20 protein-coding genes and 2 pseudogenes are annotated in these 17,389 nt (G+C 67.7%); 7 read left to right on the top strand and 15 right to left on the bottom strand.

The features are described 5' to 3' along the window. Positions 1 to 4: 4 nt before the first annotated feature. The 8 genes and pseudogenes from trpA to GNX96_RS56655 form a co-directional block, all read right to left on the bottom strand. Entirely contained in the window at positions 5 to 628 is a 624-nt protein-coding gene (trpA, locus tag GNX96_RS31035) for a tryptophan synthase subunit alpha (protein WP_390624183.1), read from the bottom strand. Beyond that, entirely contained in the window at positions 559 to 849 is a 291-nt protein-coding gene (locus GNX96_RS65265) for a tryptophan synthase subunit alpha (RefSeq protein ID WP_390624182.1), read from the bottom strand. Before GNX96_RS65265 ends, trpA begins: the two co-directional genes overlap by 70 nt. Further along, a pseudogene (gene trpB, locus GNX96_RS65260) lies at positions 846 to 2,066 on the bottom strand (tryptophan synthase subunit beta). Before trpB ends, GNX96_RS65265 begins: the two are co-directional and overlap by 4 nt. Before the next feature lie 7 nt (positions 2,067 to 2,073). Further along, a pseudogene (trpC, locus tag GNX96_RS31025) lies at positions 2,074 to 2,883 on the bottom strand (indole-3-glycerol phosphate synthase TrpC). 194 nt (positions 2,884 to 3,077) lie between these two features. After that, positions 3,078 to 4,466: an NAD(P)/FAD-dependent oxidoreductase gene (locus tag GNX96_RS31020; RefSeq protein ID WP_163571566.1), complete on the bottom strand. Its 1,389-nt coding sequence runs from the start codon at positions 4,464 to 4,466 to the stop codon at positions 3,078 to 3,080. Between the two features lie 45 nt (positions 4,467 to 4,511). Then, positions 4,512 to 5,093: a Trp biosynthesis-associated membrane protein gene (locus tag GNX96_RS31015; RefSeq protein WP_163571565.1), complete on the bottom strand. Its 582-nt coding sequence runs from the start codon at positions 5,091 to 5,093 to the stop codon at positions 4,512 to 4,514. A 138-nt stretch (positions 5,094 to 5,231) separates the two neighbouring features. Continuing rightward, a complete protein-coding gene (locus GNX96_RS56660; RefSeq protein WP_390624187.1) occupies positions 5,232 to 5,597 on the bottom strand; it encodes a hypothetical protein in 366 nt (121 codons plus the stop codon). A gap of 8 nt (positions 5,598 to 5,605) precedes the next feature. After that, on the bottom strand, positions 5,606 to 5,944 hold the full coding sequence (locus GNX96_RS56655) for a TetR/AcrR family transcriptional regulator (RefSeq protein ID WP_279581968.1): 339 nt from the start codon (positions 5,942 to 5,944) through the stop codon (positions 5,606 to 5,608). A 105-nt stretch (positions 5,945 to 6,049) separates the two neighbouring features. Here GNX96_RS56655 and GNX96_RS31005 point away from each other — a divergent pair, with 105 nt between their 5' ends. Next, positions 6,050 to 6,766 (top strand): SDR family NAD(P)-dependent oxidoreductase, encoded by a 717-nt coding sequence (locus GNX96_RS31005; protein ID WP_163571563.1) that lies wholly within the window; start codon positions 6,050 to 6,052, stop codon positions 6,764 to 6,766. A gap of 57 nt (positions 6,767 to 6,823) precedes the next feature. On the opposite strand, the gene hisI is transcribed toward GNX96_RS31005, so the two are convergent. Next, the gene (gene hisI / locus GNX96_RS31000; RefSeq protein ID WP_163571561.1) at positions 6,824 to 7,201 is read right to left on the bottom strand and encodes a phosphoribosyl-AMP cyclohydrolase; all 378 of its coding nucleotides are present in this window, start codon (positions 7,199 to 7,201) and stop codon (positions 6,824 to 6,826) included. Between the two features lie 9 nt (positions 7,202 to 7,210). Between hisI and GNX96_RS30995 the strand changes: the two genes are divergently transcribed. Next, complete coding sequence (locus GNX96_RS30995) at positions 7,211 to 8,002, top strand: TetR/AcrR family transcriptional regulator (RefSeq protein WP_279581967.1); 792 nt, start codon at positions 7,211 to 7,213, stop codon at positions 8,000 to 8,002. On the opposite strand, the gene GNX96_RS30990 is transcribed toward GNX96_RS30995, so the two are convergent. From GNX96_RS30990 to GNX96_RS30985, 3 genes are all read right to left on the bottom strand, one after another. Continuing rightward, on the bottom strand, positions 7,932 to 8,537 hold the full coding sequence (locus GNX96_RS30990; protein WP_163571559.1) for a hypothetical protein: 606 nt from the start codon (positions 8,535 to 8,537) through the stop codon (positions 7,932 to 7,934). The two genes, GNX96_RS30995 and GNX96_RS30990, sit on opposite strands and share 71 nt — an antisense overlap. Before the next feature lie 96 nt (positions 8,538 to 8,633). Further along, positions 8,634 to 8,972, bottom strand: coding sequence for a hypothetical protein (locus tag GNX96_RS56650; RefSeq protein WP_279581966.1), 339 nt, complete (start codon positions 8,970 to 8,972; stop codon positions 8,634 to 8,636). Beyond that, positions 8,908 to 9,561, bottom strand: a complete 654-nt coding sequence (locus GNX96_RS30985; protein ID WP_279581965.1) for a LysR family transcriptional regulator — start codon at positions 9,559 to 9,561, stop codon at positions 8,908 to 8,910. The genes GNX96_RS56650 and GNX96_RS30985 overlap by 65 nt, the downstream gene beginning before the upstream one ends. Positions 9,562 to 9,685: 124 nt before the next feature. On the opposite strand from GNX96_RS30985, the gene GNX96_RS56645 reads away from it, so the two are divergent. Both GNX96_RS56645 and GNX96_RS56640 read left to right on the top strand, forming a co-directional pair. Continuing rightward, entirely contained in the window at positions 9,686 to 10,213 is a 528-nt protein-coding gene (locus GNX96_RS56645) for an MFS transporter (protein ID WP_279581964.1), read from the top strand. Continuing rightward, complete coding sequence (locus GNX96_RS56640) at positions 10,159 to 10,944, top strand: MFS transporter (protein WP_279581963.1); 786 nt, start codon at positions 10,159 to 10,161, stop codon at positions 10,942 to 10,944. The genes GNX96_RS56645 and GNX96_RS56640 overlap by 55 nt, the downstream gene beginning before the upstream one ends. Positions 10,945 to 11,670: 726 nt before the next feature. Here the strand turns inward: GNX96_RS56640 and GNX96_RS30975 are convergent. After that, positions 11,671 to 12,636 (bottom strand): LysR family transcriptional regulator, encoded by a 966-nt coding sequence (locus GNX96_RS30975; RefSeq protein ID WP_279581962.1) that lies wholly within the window; start codon positions 12,634 to 12,636, stop codon positions 11,671 to 11,673. Between the two features lie 51 nt (positions 12,637 to 12,687). On the opposite strand from GNX96_RS30975, the gene GNX96_RS56635 reads away from it, so the two are divergent. From GNX96_RS56635 to GNX96_RS56625, 3 genes are all read left to right on the top strand, one after another. After that, positions 12,688 to 14,499 (top strand): TIGR03085 family metal-binding protein, encoded by a 1,812-nt coding sequence (locus tag GNX96_RS56635; RefSeq protein WP_279581961.1) that lies wholly within the window; start codon positions 12,688 to 12,690, stop codon positions 14,497 to 14,499. 229 nt (positions 14,500 to 14,728) lie between these two features. Beyond that, positions 14,729 to 15,226, top strand: coding sequence for a GNAT family N-acetyltransferase (locus GNX96_RS56630; protein ID WP_313885825.1), 498 nt, complete (start codon positions 14,729 to 14,731; stop codon positions 15,224 to 15,226). Next, a complete protein-coding gene (locus GNX96_RS56625; RefSeq protein ID WP_279581960.1) occupies positions 15,223 to 15,420 on the top strand; it encodes a hypothetical protein in 198 nt (65 codons plus the stop codon). Before GNX96_RS56630 ends, GNX96_RS56625 begins: the two co-directional genes overlap by 4 nt. 150 nt (positions 15,421 to 15,570) lie before the next feature. On the opposite strand, the gene GNX96_RS30955 is transcribed toward GNX96_RS56625, so the two are convergent. Together GNX96_RS30955 and GNX96_RS30950 are read right to left on the bottom strand one after the other, a co-directional pair. Next, complete coding sequence (locus GNX96_RS30955; RefSeq protein WP_163571557.1) at positions 15,571 to 16,479, bottom strand: carbohydrate ABC transporter permease; 909 nt, start codon at positions 16,477 to 16,479, stop codon at positions 15,571 to 15,573. 9 nt (positions 16,480 to 16,488) lie between these two features. After that, complete coding sequence (locus GNX96_RS30950; protein WP_279581959.1) at positions 16,489 to 17,355, bottom strand: carbohydrate ABC transporter permease; 867 nt, start codon at positions 17,353 to 17,355, stop codon at positions 16,489 to 16,491. Positions 17,356 to 17,389 lie beyond the last annotated feature (34 nt).

The following is a 17,389-nucleotide window of genomic DNA, read 5'->3' as shown; positions in this document are numbered from 1 at the left end:
CACGCTACCGGTGACCGCCAGCCCCGCTGAACACGCCCCGGCGGGCGGGGTCAGGAGCGGACGCCGGCAGCCAGGTCGGTGGTGAGGGCAGCCACGGCGCGTACGCCAGCGGCCTCGTCAGGAGCGTCGAGCAGGCACCGGACCGGACCAGCGCCGACCCGACGATGACCGCATCCGCGAACTGGGCCACCTCGGCGGCCTGCTCACCGTTGCTGACGCCGAGGCCAACCCCGATCGGCAGGCCGCCGGCAACCCTACGTACGCGCGCGACCAGCGTCGGCGCGGCGTCGGAGGTCTTCGCCCGCGCGCCCGTCACACCCATCACGGACGTGGCGTAGACGAAACCGCGGCAGGCCGCGACGGTGGCGGCCAACCGTGCGTCGGTGGACGACGGCGACACCAGGAAGATCTTGTCGAGGCTGTGCTTGTCGGCGACCGCGATCCAGTCTGCGCCCTCGTCCGGGATCAGGTCAGGCGTGATCAGGCCGGCGCCGCCAGCGTTCGCGAGGTCCTGCCCGAACCGCTCTGGGCCGTATCGCAGGATCGGGTTCCAGTACGTCATGACGACGGTCGGTACGCCGGTGGCGGCGACCGCCTCGACGGTCCGCAGGATGTCCGCGGTGTGCACCCCCCGGTCCAGCGCGGCCTGCGCGGCGGGGCGGCCTGGATGGTCGGGCCGTCCATCACCGGATCGGAATACGGCAGACCGACCTCGATGATGTCGACGCCGGAGTCGACCATCGCCTTCATCGCGTCGATCGCGCCGGTCACCGACGGATAGCCGGCGGGCAAATAGCCGACCAGTGCGGACCGGCCGGACGCCTTCTCGAAAGCGGTAGCGACGCTCACGACTTCTCCCCCAACAGACCGAACCAGTTCGCTGCGGTCTCCATGTCCTTGTCGCCGCGACCGGACAGGTTGACCAGGATGATCGGCTCCCGGCCGAGGGTATGCGCGAGCTGCGGCGCCAGCCGCACGGCACCGGCCAGCGCGTGCGCGCTCTCGATCGCCGGGATGATGCCCTCCGTACGACACAGCAGCCGGAAAGCCTCCATCGCCTCGGCGTCGGTGACCGCCTCGTACGTGGCGCGGCCGGTGTCGGCAAGCCACGCGTGCTCCGGTCCGACGGCCGGGTAGTCCAGGCCGGCCGAGATCGAGTGTGCGACTCGATGGTCTGGCCGTCCGCGTCCTGCAGCAAGTACGTACGGGCGCCGTGCAGCACGCCGGGTGAGCCGCCGGTGATGCTGGCCGCGTGCCGGCCGCTCTGCACCCCGTCACCGCCGGCTTCGAAGCCGTAAAGACGCACGTCAGTCGCGTCTGGGATGAACGCGTGGAAGATGCCCATCGCGTTCGATCCGCCGCCGACACACGCGCAGACCGCGTCCGGCAGCCCGCCGAGCAGTGCCAGGCTCTGCGCCCGCGCCTCCACCCCGATGCCGGCCGCGAACTCGCGCACCATTTCCGGGAACGGATGGGGGCCGCCCACCGAGCCGACCAGATAGTGCGTGTGGTCCACAGTGGACACCCAGTCGCGGAACGCCTCGTTCATGGCGTCCTTCAACGTCCGGCTGCCGGACTTGACGGGCACCACCTCGGCGCCGAGCATCCGCATGCGGGCCACGTTCAGGGCCTGCCGGCGGGTGTCCTCCTCGCCCATGTACGGTGCACTCGAGGTCGAGGTACGCGGCGGCCGTCGCGGTCGCGACACCATGCTGGCCGGCGCCGGTCTCGGCGATGACCCGCTGCTTGCCCATCCGCTTGGTGAGCAGCGCCTGGCCGAGCACGTTGCGAACCTTGTGCGCGCCGGTGTGGTTCAGGTCCTCGCGCTTGAGCAGAATCCGCGCGCCGGCCTTCGCGGACAGCCGCTTCGCCTGGTAGAGCAGGCTCGGGGTGCCGCCGTATTCCCGCAGCATCCGGGACAGCTCGGTGGTGAACTCGTCGTCGGCGAGCGCTTTGTGAAACTCGACGTCGAGCTCGTCGAGGGCCGCGACCAGTGCCTCCGGCACGAACCGTCCGCCGTACAGGCCGAAATAGCCGCGGGAATCCGGGCCTTGGCTGATCGTCATGCGCTCCTCATCGGGACGGCCGCGGCATCGCCGGATGCGACCCGGCGGTGACCAGGTCGGCGACCGCCTGCCGCGGGCTGCGGTCGGTCACCAGGCCCTCACCGACCAGCACCGCGTCGGCGCGCGGCTGAGGCGTACGCGATGAGGTCGTGGGTGCTCTTCACCCCGGACTCGGCGATTTTCACCACGCTGGACGGCAGGCCGGGCGCGATCCGCTCGAAGATGGACTTGTCCACCTCCAGAGTCGCGAGGTTTCGCGCGTTCACGCCGATAACCTTCGCGCCGGCTTCCAGCGCGCGATCCGCCTCGGCCTCGTCGTGCACCTCGACCAGCGCGGTCATGCCGAGCGACTCGGTCCGCTCCAGCAACCCCATCAACACGTTCTGTTCCAGCGCGGCCACAATCAGCAACACCATGTCGGCGCCGTGGGCGCGGGCCTCGTGCACCTGGTACGAGCTGAAGATGAAGTCCTTGCGCAACACCAGAACGTCGACAGCCGCTCGTACGGCGGCAAGGTCTTCCAGTGATCCGTGGAAATAGTTGCGTTCAGTGAGCACGCTGATACACCGCGCTCCACCGCCCGCATACTCCCCGCGAGCGCGGCGGGGTCGCGAATATCGGCCAGCTGGCCGGCCGACGGCGACGCACGCTTCACCTCGGCGATCACGCCGACGCCCGGCGCGCGCAAGGCACGGAGAGCGTCTTTTGCCGCCGGAGCAGCGGCCGCGAGCCTTTTGACCTCGTCGAGCGGGACGGCGGCCTGACGTTCTTCGACGTCCGCTTTCACCCCGACGAGAATGTCGTCGAGAACACTCATCGGTCGCCCACAACCACATTCGGGCACGACCGATCGCTCCCGCGCACCTCGCCTCTTTTCAGGCCTGTTCCGAGCCCGCCCGATCCCATGCGTGGGATGCTACCGACCGACAATTCGGGCTCGGTCATCGCCCGGTAAAACACAGCCTTTAGACCTGCAAATAGCTAGTCCTGGTCTCCTTGATAACAGTCAGCTCAGTAGCGGCCAGCCACCCGGTCGGCGATCCGGGCAATCGGGCTGGTGGTCGGACGGCCCCGATATTCCTGCCGGTCGGCGAACCGGTAGAGCGCGTAAAGCGACCGTACGCCAAGAAAACGCAGCGGTTCGGGCTCCCAGCGGCGGACCCGCCGGCCGACCCACGGCAATCTGGTCAGCTCGCTGTCGCGGCGCAGCACCAGATCCCGCAACGTCCGCCCGGCCAGATTCGTCGTCGCCACTCCGTGACCGACATAACCGCCCGCGGTGCCAAGGCCACTGGGCCGGTCGAACCGTACGGTCGAGCACCAGTCCCGCGGCACGCCCAGCACCCCACACCACGCGTGCGCCACGGACGCTCCGACGGCCGCCGGGAACAGCTGCCGCAGCAGCTCGGAAAGTGCTGCCACCGTACGGATCTGGGTGGCGCCACTGTGATCGGTACGAGAGGCGAATCGATAGGGCACGCCACGCCCGCCAAGCGCGATCCGGCCATCCGCGGTGCGCTGCGCGTACATGTACGCATGGGCCATATCGCCAAGGGTTTCCGCTTCCCGCCAGCCCACTTCGGCCCAGAAATAGTCCGGCAGCTGCTCGGTCACGATCATGGAAGAATTCATCGGCAACCAACTCCGCCGCTCGCCGGCGAGTCCGGCGGTAAATCCCTCCAGGCATCGCAAAACAACGTCCGCGGTCACCGTCCCCCGGTTCGTACGCACCCGCCGCGACTCGATGTCGAGCACCTCGGTCCGCTCGTACAAGCGCACCCCGAGACCCTCCACGACCCGCGCCAGCCCGCGGACGAGCTTTGCCGGTTGCAGGCGCGCGCAATGCTGGCTGTAGATGCCGCCAACCGCCCCCTGGACCCGAATTCTGCCCGCCAGCTCAGCACCGTCCAATATGGACACGTCGGTGTCCTGGTAACCCCAGTGCCGCAACTGCTCGTACTCGTCCCGCAGCCGGCCGAGCTGCGCCGGACTCCGGGCTATTTCCAGATTCCCGCCTTTGTGAATGTCCGCGTCAATTCCCTCGGCCGCGGCCACCTCGATCACCTCGTCAACGGTCGCCATCATGGCCCGCTGCAACGCCAGCGTCGCCGCCCGCCCGTGACTCGCCGCATACCGACTCGCCGACCCGGCCAGGTTCGCCGTCAACCACCCGCCATTGCGTCCAGATGCGCCGAAACCCGCGAATTCCTTCTCCAGCACCACAATCCGCAGATCCGGCTGCGCCTTCTTCAGGTAGTACGCCGTCCACAACCCGGTATACCCAGCCCCCACAATCGCCACATCCACGGCCGTGTCGCCCGGCAAACCCGGCCGATAGTCCGGCTTTCCCAGCTGGGCGTACCAAAACGACACCCCACCATTAGGCACCGCACGGGTCACTGACCGCCTCCTCTACCGATCTTGGTGACGCTACCCCCGCGCGAGCTACCGGGTCGGGTCTTCGCCGCGGTCGAGGGCGTCCCACGTCTCGGCGTCGTTGGACCCGCCGGCGGCGACCCGGGCCTTGCCGTCCGAACCCAACTCGTACCGCTGCGAAGCCGTCCACCGGCGCGCGTACAACGCCACCCAGACACCGCTGACCAGCACCAGGAAACCGCCGAGCAGAGCCAAAAACACCCACCACACCGTCACTGTCACGGACATCGACGCGGTGGTCGGCCGCAGGTCAGGACCGGCCACCGCGGCGACCGCGTCGGCGAGGATCCCCAGCCCACAGAGCGCCAGGAAAGCGCCCACGATCGTACGGCCGATCCGTTTGAGGGCCAGCAACGCGAGGGTTCCGGCCAGCGCGACCAGGGCCAGCGCGGCGGAGATCGGGGCGACGGCGCCTCCCGCGATGGACTTGGTGACCGGCGGGAGGGGTGCAACCTGGTGGATGAGGGAGGTGCCCCACGGCTGGGTGGTGGCCCAAAGCGCGAGGCCGGCGCCGGCCGCGCAGAGCACGAAGCTAGCCGCCAGGCCCACGGTGCGCCGGGGCGGATTCTCGGTCTTGTGCTGCTGCGCCACACCCCCATCGTCACACGCCAGCCTCCGCGGCCGACCGGCGATGCCGGCCAGCATCAAGTCCAGGCCCAGCCCGACCTGCTCCTCAGGACTGGAGGCTTGTCGCCATCGACTTGGCCGGTCAGGCTCACGAGGTCGAGGTCAGCGACGGCCAGGTCCGGCTGAAGCTGACCGAGAGCCCAGTTTTTGTTCACCCTGGCCAAGACTGACCATCGACTGGCGGAGCTGGTCGGCGGTGAGCGGCGGCTCGTCGATGGGGGTAGCGGCCGCCGTACGCAACCCGTCCAGTAGAAAACCGAGGTGGCGCCGCCAACTGTGCGGCGCCACCGCGCGAGTGGCGTCGATGATCCGCGCGGCCGACCAGAGCACGTACGCGAAGTCCACCAGCGTGAAGTCCGCCCGCAGCGCACCAGCTCGCCGCGCTCTCTCGACGATCGCACCGACCTGCGCGAAGCCCTCCCCGCAGGCGGACTCGGCGAGCGACGCGTCCGGATAGCGGCGCGACAGGATGTCGTTCAGGCTCCGGTCCCCAGCCTGCCGCTCGCACGTACCCAGACGTACGACTCAAAGCCCTGCCATGGGTCGGCGCAGGCCAGCGCCTGTTCGCCGAGCTCGATCAGCGGAGCCAGCCGGGCCGGCATGACCTCGTCGAGCAGCGCCGCACGCGTCGGGAAATGGTTGTAGAGCGTCCCGATGCTGACGCCTGCCCGCCGGGCGATCTCCTCCAGCGGCACGTCCAGTCCCCGGCCAGCGAACTCCACATGCGCAGCGTCGACCAGCTTGCGGCGGTTCGCGGCCGCGTCGCGGCGTAACACCTTCGCCGGCCGTGCGGTCGAACCGTCGGTGAGTGCCATGACTCCAGTGTACAAAACTTGAGACATCCCTCAACTTCGTGCTACCTTCGATTCAAGTTGAGGGTCACCTCAATTTAGTCACTGGACCCGGAAGGCAACACAGTCATGCCCAAAACCCTTGCCATCTTCGGAGTCGGCCCCGGCATGAGCCGGTCCGTCGCGAATCGCTTCGGGCGCGAAGGTTTCCGCCTCGCGCTGGGTGCCCGCAACCTGGACAAGCTGGAGAAATACGTTCAGGAGCTGGCCGCCAACGGGATCGAGGCAGCGGCCTTCACGGCCGACGTGACCGACCGCGGCGAGCTCGTACGGGTGATCGGCGAGATCAACGAACGGTTCGGGCACATCGACGTGGCCCAGTTCAGCCCGTCCAATCTCGACACGCCGGTGGTGAATGTCCTGGACGTCGACCCAGATGACCTGCCGGCCCAGTTCCAGATGCCGTTGTGGGCTCCCATCGCGCTGGTCAAAGCGCTGTTGCCGGGCATGATCGAACGCCGCGACGGCACCATCCTGCTCGGCTCCGGTGTGTCAGCCGTACGCCCGGTGCCAGCGCTCGGAAACGTCGGCATCGCGCTGGGCGGACTTCGTCAGTACGTACAAAATCTGAACGCAGCGGTCGCGGACAAAGGTGTCTACGTCGGGGTCATCCACGTCGGCGGCCTGATCGACCGCAGCGATGCCAGCAAGATCTTCGAAAAGCACGCACCAGCGGACATTGGCCCGGTCCCCCGCGTCAACCCGGACGAACTCGCCGAGACCGCCTGGGAAATGCACGCCAACCGCGACACCTTTGAGCGAATCGTCGGCTCGTACGCCCAATAAACCCACCGCGAGCTTGACCATTTCGTCGCCGACACACCGGTGTGGACAACGAAAACGTCAGGTTCGCGGAGGTTGATTGTCTAGCAGGACGATGGTCTCGAAGCAGCTGTGCAGGCCGGTGTGGCAGGCCGGGCCGACCTGCTCGACGGTGACCAGCAGCGCGTCGCCGTCGCAGTCCATCGCGACGGAGCGGACTTGCTGGGTGTGCCCCGAGGTCTCGCCTTTGACCCAGTATTCCTGCCGGCTGCGCGACCAGTAGGTGGCACGGCCGGTGGTGAGCGTCCGGTGCAGCGCCTCGTCGTCCATCCAGCCGACCATCAACACCACCCCGGTGCCCTGCTCCTGCACCACCGCGGCCACCAGGCCGGCGTCGTCCCGCTTGAGGCGCGCCGCCACCGCGGGATCCAGTGCGGTGGGGCGTACGGCCGTGTCCATGCCTCCATTGTGACCCCGCGGCCGTCCGAGGTGCGACGATGGGCGGCAGCGACCCGGTGGTCGCGGGCAGCACAAGCGAAGGGTGATCGGTGGCAGCGCGGAACGAACCGGAAGGCGGCGACCAGCCGGCACAGCGGCAGGCAGGCGGCCACGGCACCGGCCCGGCGGCGATCTGGGCGGCCGCGCGGCGAGACCCGTACTCGTGAGGACATCCTCGCGGCCGCTCGCGGTGAGTTCCATCAGTACGGGTTCGACCGGACCACCATCCGCGGCATCGCCGCCTCGGCCGGCGTGGACCCTGCGCTGGTGCATCACTACTACGGCTCCAAGCAGGACCTTTTTCTGGCCGCTCTGCAGTTCCCGGCGGAGATCCCGCAACTGGTGCACACCGTGATGGCCGGCGGCCCGGAAGGCGCCGGTGAGCGGCTGGTTCGGTTCTTCCTCAGCATCTGGGATCGCTCCGACACCATCAGCCCGTTCATGGCGCTGCTGCGAAGCGCGATCAGCAACCCGCAGGCCACCGCGATGCTGCGGGAGTTCGTCACCGACATGGTCATCGGCCCGGCGACCAGCCAGCTCGCCGTCGACCAGCGGGCCATCCGGGCGCCGCTGGTCGCCTCCCAGATGATCGGGCTGGCCTTCGCTCGGTACGTGCTGGAGCTTGAGCCCATCAGGTCCGCCTCGCTGGAGACGCTGGTGGGCACCGTCGGCCCGACCGTACAGCGCTATCTCACAGGTCCTCTCCCAGATAGCGCCGAGTGTCCCGATGAAACTGCAGGCAGCCCAACAGGATCACGTTGATCACCACGCCGCCGGCCGCCGCCGGAATGGTGACCCAGCCGGCGATCACGGCGGCCACCAGCGCCAACAACGTCAGCCAGCAGAGCGCCACCGACCAGAACCAGGCGCCGCTGCTGCGCCGCCGGGCGGCCCGGTCGACCAGCCACGCCTGAAGCCAGACCAGCACCAGGCTGCCCGCCACGATCGCGGCCAGCCCGCTGACGAACGAGGTGTGCAGGCCGGCAAGGCTCAGCAGCACGACCTCCGCGCCGGCCCCGCACCCGCCGATGGTGCCGGCGACCGCCAGCCCGAGCGCGATCCAGCGGGCCACCCGCAGCGGCGTCGGCGCGCCCGCCAGCCCGAGCGGCTCCTCGCCGACGACTCGGCCGCGGAACACCGAGACATTGCGCTGACCAGCCAGGTCGTCGTCGGACTCGGCCGCGTCCGGCTCCTCGTCCTTGATCAACGACAAACCGGGGGGCGCCGGCACCACGACGGCTTCGGCGGCCTCCTCCTGCTCCGGTTCGGTCGGCTCATCGTCACGTACGCTGCTCATGCCTCCATGGTGACAGGGTCCCTACCGGCACCCGCCACGCCACACGTTGTGACTCTTTTCGCTACTTAGGGCGACGAAAGTCGGAACTCCGCGCGATCACCAGGCTGGTGCCCAGGTCCCGGGCCTGCCCAGGGTGGGCCGGGTGGAGCGCAGGTAGTCGCGCAGCGTGGCGAGAGTCGGGTGCGGATTGCCCGCATGCCAGATCAATGAGTGCGGATAGACCGGCGTCGGGTCTCGTACGACCACCCGCCGCAGGTCGTAGTTCGCCGGCCAGACGAGCCGGGTCTGCTCGCCGACGAAGGTCGCGAGCGCCGCCGAGTCGGCGAGCATGTCCAGCAGGTGCTCGATGCCGAAGTTGGGCCCGATCACGTCAATCGTGACGCCGAACGCGGTCGCGAACTCCTGGTAGTACGCGGCCCACTCCGTGCCGGGCACGATCCCGGGCATCCAGATCCGCTGCCCGGCCAGCTCGTTCGACGCGATCGTACGAGCGATCGCGAACGCGTGCGCGGGACCGGTCAGCAGGTGAATCGGCTCGTCGAGGACCCGGACCGCTTGGACGCCGTCGGTGAGCTGGCGCGCGGGCAGCGGGACGGCACGGATGGATGCGTCCGAGGGCACCGGACCGGATCGCCTCGATGGCCGCGTCCGTGTCCAGGACGTGGGTGACCACGTCGAGTTCGGTCTCGGGATGCGCCCGGTGGAAGTCGCGCAGCAAGCCGGCCGGGGCGATCCGCTGGCCGATCACGTCAACGCGCAGCGCTCGGCGGTCGGGGCGTACTGAGGCAATGGCCCGCTCCTCGACCCGCAGCAGCTCGCGGGCGTGCGGCAGGAACGCCTGCCCGTCGATGGTGACCCGAGCGCCCCGCGCGGTCCGGATGAACAGCCGTACACCGAGATCTTTCTCCAGAGCGGCGATGCGTTTCGAGACCGCCTGCTGGGTGATCGACAGGTCAGTCGCGGCCTCCTGAAACTGCCCCGCATCCACCGCCGCGACGAAGGTCCGTACGGCTTCGATGTCCATGACCTCACAGTAGATAAACAACGCGCGGTTGTGGCTCGCCGACCGAACGGTTGTTTGATCCGCTGGCCGGCCGCTCGCTTAGATCGTGAAGGCCAACGTGAGGTTGTGAGGCAAGGAGGGCGCGATGGTGAGACGGTCGCTTGGCCGACGGTTCGGATGGCTCTGGGGCGCGTACGCGGTCAGTACGTTCGGCACCTGGCTCGCGTTCGACGCGTTCACCCTGATCGCGATCCTGGTGCTGCATTCCAGTCCGGCCGCGGTGTCGGTGCTGGCCGCGGCCGGCCTCGCGGTAGGCGCGGCGGTGGCGGTGCCGCTCGGCCCGTGGGTGGAGTTCCGCCGCAAGCGGCCGGTGCTGGTCGCGACGGACCTGACCCGGTTCGCCGCGGTGCTCAGCATTCCGGCCGCGTTCGCGCTCGGGATGCTCACCTTCGGCCAGCTTCTGGTTGTGTCGGTCATCGTCGCGGCGGCCGACATCGCCTTCAAGTCGGCCAGCGGCGCGTACCTGAAAGGGCTCGTACGCCCGGAGCACCTGCTCGTCGCGAACGGCCGGTTCGAGTCCGTCACCTGGACCGCGAGCGCGGTCGGACCCCGATCGGGATGGCCGCGGTCGGGATCTTCGGACCGGTCACGACCGTACTGGCGGACGCGGTGAGCTATCTGCTGTCGGCCGCGCGCGCGCTGCGGGCGATCGGCGGGCCGGAACCACACCCCACTCGTACCAACGCGGCCCGGCTGCGGCCCGCCGACCTGCTCGACGGCTGGCGGCACATCCTCACCCACCCGTCGCTGCGTCCGTTGTTCTTCAACGCGATCCTGGTCAACGGCCTGATCATGGCCCCAGCCCCACTGCTCGCCGTCCTCATGCTCGGCCGCCTCGGATTCGCTCCCTGGCAGTACGGCCTGGCGTTCGGGGTCGCCTGCACCGGCGGCCTGCTGGGTTCCCGGCTGGCCCCGCCACTGGTCGCACGCTTCGGTCAGCACCGGATCCTGCGTACGTTCGGGACGCTGCGCGCCTGCTGGCCCCTCGGTCTGGCCTTCGTCAGTCCCGGTGTCCCCGGGCTCCTGGTCGTGATCGCCGTCGAGTTCATCCTGATCGCGTGTTGTGGCGTCTTCAATCCCGTCTACGCCACCTACCGCCTGGAACAAACTCCCACCGACCGCGTCACCCGTACCCTGTCCGCCTGGTCTATCGCCAGCAACGCCAGCATCGCCACCCTGACCGTCCTTTGGGGCTTCCTCGCCACCGTCACCACCCCCCGCCTCGCCATCGCAGCCGCCGGCCTCCTCCTACTGGCCACCCCCCTCCTGCTCCGCAAAGCCGTCAACCACCACCCCAACAACACCCCCGCCAACCCCGCGCAGCCCGCACCGTCCACCCCATAGCCGGCCACTCCAACGCGACCCACCCCACGGTCCCCACCCCGACCGGACCCGTCACTTTTAAACCAAGTCGGCCAACTTCAACGGACCCAACCTCACGGTCCCACCCCGCGCGGAACCGTCACCATTTCCATCAAGTTGGTCGACTTTGTACGGGACCCTCAGTCCCCACCCCGAGCGGAACCGCCACCATTCCCATCAAGTTGGTCAACTTCAACGGGACCCAGCCCCGTTCGGCGCCATCGGCCGCCAGGCCGATGTTGTCGCCCCTCCGGCAGGAGCGTCCGCCTTTTGCAGGTCCGCGGTCTTTGCGGGCCTACAAAGGCGGACTCTCGTAGCCGTAGTCGACGGCGCCCGCGCCGAAGGCGCCAGAAACACAGGGCGCATCGGCAGTAACCATCAGAAAATCCCGTCCCGCCACCGGTCTTTGGTGGCGGGACGGGATTTTCTGATGGCTGGTAGACGAGACGCCGCACCCTCACAAACACCGCTCTTAACCAGGGCGCCCATCTCCCCAGCACACCGCTTTTAACCAGGGCGCTCATCTCCCCAGCACACACCGCTTTTAACCAGGCTGTCGCGTCCCCAGCACACACCACCCCAACCAGGCCGCTCACCTCCCCAACACACCGCTCTCAACCAGGGCTGTCGCGTCCGCAGTGGACCCGAACCAGGCCCGCCATTCCCACCCAGTCCCGACCAAACCAAGGACGGCTCTGGGGAACCTAACTAATCCGAAACAGCCAGGAGGCGACCAGCGTTCGCCAGCAGGAACTCGCGAAACCGCCGGGCCGGCGGATGCAGGTCGTGAACCGCCGACGGGTCGTCCCGATCCGCTGGCCAGATCAAGCAAATCGTACGGGCGGCGACCGGGGAGCTGATCCGGACGGCGACCGCGCCGGGGGTCGTTTCGGCAGACGTGATGGGCAGGATGGAGACGCCGAGACCGGCGGCGACGAGGCCGCGGGCGGTTTCGACTTCCTGGCCGACGAAGGCGATCCGTGGAGTGAATCCGGCCGCGTGGCAGAGGTCGTCGCAGATCCGCCGCAGGCCGTATTGCGGCTCCAGGCAAATGAAAGCCTCGGTCGCGGCCTCGGCCAGCCGAACCTGGCGACGGCTGGCGAAGCGGTGGCCGGCGGGGACCATGAGGACAAGCGGCTGGGTGGCCAGCGGGCGTACGGCGATGCCGGGGCCAGCGGTGCCTGGGGAGACCAGGCCGAGGTCGATCTCGCCGCTGCGAACGCGTTCGCGGATGTCGTCGGTGCTGGCCTGGGTCAGGGTGAACGTGATCAGCGGGTGCTGGGCACGGAAAGTACGCAGCAGCTCCGGGACCGTACGCGGTGCCATGGTGTGCAGGAAAGCGAAGGACACCCGGCCAGCGTCCGGATCGGTTTCGGCGAGCACCGCCTGGCAGCCGGCGGCGAGTTCACGGGCGGCTCGCTCGGCCGCGGGAAGCAGCGCGCGACCGTGTCTGGTCAGTCGTACGCCCCGGCCGCTGCGCGCGAAGAGCGCGACGCCGAGCTCCTCCTCCAGCCGAGCGATCGCCCGGCTGACCGTCGGTTGTGGCACCCCCATCCCGATCGCGGCACGGGTGACGTGCTGTTCGGTGGCCACGGCCAGAAAGGGCAACAGTCGCTGGCTCAGCGCCCGCACCTGATCTGTCCACTCGCCGTTATACAGATCCGTATCAGTCACCCATTAATCATGTATTGGACGTATCGATCTGACCAGCCTTACGTTGCGAACATGACCGCCAACCGCCGCCGGGTCAGCCTCGGACTTTTCCTCTGCGGCCTGGTCACCTTCGGCGCTGTCTACAGTGGACAGTCGTTGCTTCCGGTGCTGGCCACGGCGTGGCGGATCACCCCGGGCGAGGCGAGCCTCACGGTGTCGGTCACCACCGGCGCGCTGGCGGTTTTCGTCATCCCGGCCAGTTTGCTGGCCGACCGGCTGGGCCGCAGCCGCGCGATGGCCGCCTCGGTGCTGGCCGGCAGCGTGCTGACGCTGGCGGGCGCGGCGAGCAAGAGCTATCCGATGCTGCTGGTCCTGCGAGGCCTCGCCGGGGTGGCCTTCGCGGGCGTGGTCGCAGTGGCCATGGGCTATCTGGCCGAGCAAGTGCCGGCGGGGCAGCTGGGGTCCGCGGCCGGCTTGTACGTGGCCGGCAACAGCGTCGGCGGGATGGTCGGTCGGGTGCTCAGTGCGACCGGCGATCTGCTCGGCTGGCGCGCGGCGCTCGCCATCGCCGGCCTGCTGGCGCTGGTCGGCGCCTTCGCGGCAGTACGGATCCTGCCCGCGTCGGCACCGCACGCAGATCGTCCGCCCGCACCACTTTGGCCATTACTGAAGCAAAACCTGTCCGATCTGGTGCTGCTCCGGCTGTGCCTGATCGGCGGGCTCGCGATCAGCGCCTTCGTCACCGCGTACAACTTCCTCGGTTTTCGTTTGCTGGCCGCACCTTTCGCCCTGCCGGCGACCCTGGTCGGGCTGATTTTCCTGACTTACGTGGCTGGTACGGCCGGATCGGCGATCTGCGGACGGCTGACGGATCGCTTCCCGCACCGATACGTGCTGCTGATGACGGCAGCTGTCGCGGCGCTCGCGGCAGTGCTGACGCTGCCGGACTCGCTGCCGCTGATCCTGATCGGCCTGATCGCGCTGACGGCCGGGTTCTTCGCCAGCAACTCGGCCGCCACCGCGGCGGTCGGTCAGCCTCCGCTCCCCCGGCGGCGCGGCGCTTGCCGGCGGCCTTTACACCTTCGGTTACTACCTCGGCGCCAGCGTCGGCGGCACGGTCGGCGGGATGGTCTACGGCGCCGCCGGCTGGACCGCGACCGCCTGGTACATCGCCGCGCTCTTCCTGGCCGCCGGGCTGCTCGGCCTGACCATCCGGGTCGGCTCCGCCACATCGAGCCGTCAGCGGGAGCCGGCCGCGGTCACCGGTCGTACGATGCCGGAATGACTTCGCACGCACGGTTGGAACGAACGGCGCTGGTCGAGGCGATGCGCGAGGTCGGTCCGGACGCGCCGACGCTGTGCACCGGGTGGACCACCCGGGACCTCGCCGCGCACCTGGTGATCCGGGAGCGCCGGCCGGACAGCAGCCTCGGTATCCTGCTGCCCCAGCTCGCCGGCTACACCGAGCGGGTCCGCACCCAGGTGATGGAAGCCAAGTCGTACGAGCAGCTGCTCGACCTGATCGACTCCGGCGCCTGGTGGTCGCCGACCGGCAACCCGCTCGCCGACGGCGTGGTCAACCTGGCCGAGTTCTTCATCCACCATGAGGACGTCCGGCGCGCCCAGCCAGAATGGGGCCCGCGGGCCATCCCCGCCGACGTGGAACAGAAGTTCTGGTCGAACCTGCGGATCATGGCTCCGCTCGCGCTGCGCCGGGCGCCGGTCGGCGTGCTGCTGACCGCGAACGGCGGTCGCACCATCCGCCCGAACCGCGCGGCGAGCCGACCGTACGCCTGGACGGCCAACCCAGCGAGCTGCTCCTTTTCGTCTCCGGCCGGCAAAATTCCGCCCGTCTCCAGATGGACGGCGACGCCGACGCGATAGCCACCCTGATGTCCGCGAGTTTCGCGCTGTAGCTAACCGAGATCAACAAAAACGAGGAGGAGGTGTGCGGCTGATGCGTACGACTGCGGTGAGCGCCACCTCGGTGACGACTCTTTTGGCTTCCTCATCTTGGAGATCTCTTGTCTTTTCGGATAACCACCTGGACTGAGCACGACCACGGCCCGACCAACTACCGGCTGGCCATGCTGGCGACTGATGCCGACGGTATCTGCGCTGGCACCGCGTTTTTCTTCGCATCTATACCGCGCCTGACCGCGGCCACCTGGTTTTATTGGAAGGAGCAGTACATCCAGCCGCCCGCCGGACCGGTGTCGGCACGCAGTTACTGGAAACGGCCTTGGGGCACGCGCGTACGACTGGCGCCAAAATCGTGCTCAGCGATGTCGAGGCGGACACGTCTGGCGCGACTTTCCTTGTCAACAAGGGGTTCCGACCCGTACTCACGCTGGTGCATACCAGACTTTCCCTGACAGAAGTGGATATCGCCGCGCTCGTGGAGAAGCCGCATCCCGGATATCGGTTGGTCTCCTGGGAAGGTGTCGCGCCGGACGGACTCGCCGAGTCGCTGGCCGGCGCGCACAACGCGATGAACGACATGCCGGTGGGCGACTCAGGACGTAAGGCGAGGCGATCAGGTGGGACGCCGAACGGGTGCGCACGGTCGCGAAAGCGGTGGCCGACCGCGGCTCGGTTCTGCACACCGTGACAGCGATCGCCGGCGACGGCACGGTCGCCGGATTCACCGATGTGGTGGTGCCAGCCGACGGGACCGGCGACGGCCATGGCTCGGGGACCGCGGTGCTGGCCACACATCGAGGTCACGGCCTCGCGCTCTGGATGAAGGCGGAGTCGATCCGGCTGGTACGAGCGAGGCATCCGGAACTGTGTCCGGGCTGCTGACCGACACGGTTGACACCAACTTGCCCATGCGGCGTACGAACGAGATTCTGGGCTATCTGCCGACCAGAACCACGGTCGAATACCGACTCGACTTCTAACGCACAATGCCCCGTGGCGCCGGCCACGGGGCATTGCAGCAAACCGGAAAACCTACTTAACGGCTCCGGCCGTCATGCCGGCCTGGACCTGACGCTGGAAAATGATGTAGACGATCAGGACCGGGAGCATCGCGATCATCAGGCCGGCGAACAGCTGTCCCCAGTCGCCCGCATAACCCTGGCTCACCACCAGATCGGCGAGTCCCTGCGTCAACACGAACTTGTCACGATCCGAGTTGAGCACCAGCGGCAGCAAATACTGGTTCCACTGGCCGAGGACGTTGAAGATGCCGATGCTGATCAGGCCAGGTCGGGCCAGCGGCAGCATGATCCGGAAGAAGGTGCCGGCGTGCCCGCAGCCGTCGATCAGCGCCGCCTCGGCGATCGAGGTCGGCAGCGTACGGAAAAAAAACGAGGTCAGGAAGAACACCGTGAACGGCAGCGAGTATCCGATGTAGACCACGATCAGGCCCTGGTATGTGGAGAGCAGGCCCATGTTCTTGAGTACGAAGAAAAGTGGCACCAGGGCGAGAAACACCGGAAAGGTCATTCCCGAGATGAACAGGAAGTAGATGATCCGGTTGCCCTTGAAGTCGAACCTCGCCAGCACGTACGCGGCCATCGAGCCCAGGATCATGGTGCCGATCACGCCACCGCCGACCACGATGAGGCTGTTGAAGAAGAACGCGCCGAAGTTCGCGTTGATCCAGGCACCGGACCAGTTCTCGAAATGCAGTTTGGTCGGGAGCGCCCACGGCGCCTCAAAAATCTCCGCGTTCGTCTTGAACGAGGTCATGAATGCCCACAGCATCGGCAAAATGACCATCGCGGCCCACAAGATCAGAATTCCGTGCGAGAAGACGTTGAGAACGCCGCCCTCGCTGGGAATCTTCTCCGGCTTGGTCGGGGTTTTCGCCACCGAGACTGCGGTTGGTTCCGCTTTCTGGATCTGAGTCGTCATCAACTTCCCCTAGAACTCGATCCGCTCACGGCGTGAGAACCGCAGCGTCAGGACGGCGAACAGCAAGGTCACGATGAGCATGGCCACTCCCATGGAGATGCCGTAGCCGGCCTGCCCGTGGTTGAAAGCGGAATCCCACAGGTAGAACGGCACGACGGTGGTGGCGCCGTCGGGACCGCCCGGTCCGTTCGTCATGATCTGGACGATCGCGAAGCCGTCCATCGCGATGATGCCCAGATAGACCCACCCGGTCTGGATCGTGTCCCAGATCAGCGGGAAGGTGATCTTGAAGAAGGTGGTGAAACGGTTGGCGCCATCCAGCAGGACCGCCTCGTAGATCTCGTCCGGGATGGCGCTCATCCCGGCCGAGAACAGTACGACGTAGAAACCGACCTGCCACCAGACCATCACCGCGATGACGCAACCCAGAGCGAGCTTCGGGTCGGACAGCCAGGAGATGGTCGATGGGATCCCGATTGCCCGCAACCCCGAGTTCAAGGCGCCGTTGTTGGGATTGTAAATAGCGCCCCAGAGCACCGCGATCACGGTGATCGACAGCACCTGCGGGAAAAAATAGACCACCTGATAGAGCTTGCTGCCCCGGACGCCGGCGACCGTCTGGTTCTTTCGTTTGCGGCCGCCGACGTTGATCATGAACGCGAAGAACAGGCCCAGGGTGAGGGTGATCAGCGGCAGCACGATAAGCAGGATCACGTTGTGCCATAACGAGAGCCAGAAGACCGGGTCGTGCGCCAACCTGATGTAGTTCGCGAACCCAGTGAAATCCTGGGTCGGCGTCAGGCCCGACCAGTCCGTCATCGACAGGCCGATGGCTTGCACATATGGCCAGATCACGAAGATCAGATAAATTGCCACCGGTGCCGCCAAGAACGAGACGATGAACCGGTTC

Source organism: Fodinicola feengrottensis (assembly GCF_010993775.1).
In the GTDB taxonomy this organism is placed as follows: Bacteria; Actinomycetota; Actinomycetes; order Mycobacteriales; family HKI-0501; genus Fodinicola; species Fodinicola feengrottensis.
Note: the sequence above shows the minus strand (reverse complement) of the source record. Positions and strands in the feature narration are given on the sequence as shown.

Bases quoted from the DNA above. Each gene is read 5' to 3' on its own strand.
- GNX96_RS56655 (WP_279581968.1), bottom strand. From the start codon at position 5,944: ATGGCACTCACCGACGGTTCGACCGCACGGCCGGCGAAGGTGTTACGC.
- GNX96_RS31005 (WP_163571563.1), top strand. From the start codon at position 6,050: ATGCCCAAAACCCTTGCCATCTTCGGAGTCGGCCCCGGCATGAGCCGG.
- hisI (WP_163571561.1), bottom strand. From the start codon at position 7,201: ATGGACACGGCCGTACGCCCCACCGCACTGGATCCCGCGGTGGCGGCG.
- GNX96_RS30990 (WP_163571559.1), bottom strand. From the start codon at position 8,537: ATGAGCAGCGTACGTGACGATGAGCCGACCGAACCGGAGCAGGAGGAG.
- GNX96_RS30985 (WP_279581965.1), bottom strand. From the start codon at position 9,561: ATGGACATCGAAGCCGTACGGACCTTCGTCGCGGCGGTGGATGCGGGG.
- GNX96_RS56645 (WP_279581964.1), top strand. From the start codon at position 9,686: ATGGTGAGACGGTCGCTTGGCCGACGGTTCGGATGGCTCTGGGGCGCG.
- GNX96_RS56640 (WP_279581963.1), top strand. From the start codon at position 10,159: ATGGCCGCGGTCGGGATCTTCGGACCGGTCACGACCGTACTGGCGGAC.
- GNX96_RS56635 (WP_279581961.1), top strand. From the start codon at position 12,688: ATGACCGCCAACCGCCGCCGGGTCAGCCTCGGACTTTTCCTCTGCGGC.
- GNX96_RS30955 (WP_163571557.1), bottom strand. From the start codon at position 16,479: ATGACGACTCAGATCCAGAAAGCGGAACCAACCGCAGTCTCGGTGGCG.